Origin of the sequence: Cupriavidus sp. D384 (genome assembly GCF_001652915.1) — a bacterium.
In the GTDB taxonomy this organism is placed as follows: Bacteria; Pseudomonadota; Gammaproteobacteria; order Burkholderiales; family Burkholderiaceae; genus Cupriavidus.
This window is the reverse complement of sequence record NZ_BBQI01000070.1, coordinates 1-624: the sequence shown is the minus strand read 5'-3', so window position 1 is coordinate 624 and position 624 is coordinate 1. Positions and strand designations below refer to the sequence as shown.

Here is a 624-nt window from a genome sequence, read left to right as displayed (position 1 = left end):
GATCGGCTCGCCGCGCACGATATGGCCCAGGAACTGCGTCACCACGCGCGACGACCCTTCCTTCGATTCGAAGATCGAGTCCAGCCCGGCGCCGATCCAGTTGAACGGGCGGAACAGCGTGTAGTTCAGGCCCTGCTCCATGCCGTAGGCGTGGATCACGCGGTCCATCAGCTGCTTGGAGCAGGCGTAGATCCAGCGCGGCTTGTTGATCGGGCCGTAGATCAGCGGCGAGGCCTCGGGGTCGAATTCCTCGTCGGCGCACATGCCGTAGACCTCGGAGGTCGACGGGAACACCAGGTGCTTGCCGTACTTCACCGCGCTGCGCACGATCGGCAGGTTGGCCTCGAAGTCCAGTTCGAACACGCGCAGCGGGTTGCGCACGTACGTGGCCGGCGTGGCGATGGCCACCAGCGGCAGGATCACGTCGCACTTGCGGATGTTGTACTCCACCCACTCCTTGTTGATGGTGATGTCACCCTCGGAAAAGTGCATGCGCGGATGGTTCACCAGGTCGCCCAGGCGATCCGACGACATGTCCATGCCGTAGACCTCCCACTGCGTGGTTTCCAGGATGCGGCGCGTCAGGTGGTGGCCGATGAAGCCGTTGACGCCAAGAATCAGGAC

General features: G+C 63.6%; 1 protein-coding gene. It reads right to left on the bottom strand.

Annotated features, from left to right (window positions below; translation table 11 throughout):
* On the bottom strand, positions 1 to 624 hold a 624-nt coding region (locus tag A9J21_RS15680), incomplete at both ends, for a bifunctional UDP-4-keto-pentose/UDP-xylose synthase (RefSeq protein ID WP_156545922.1).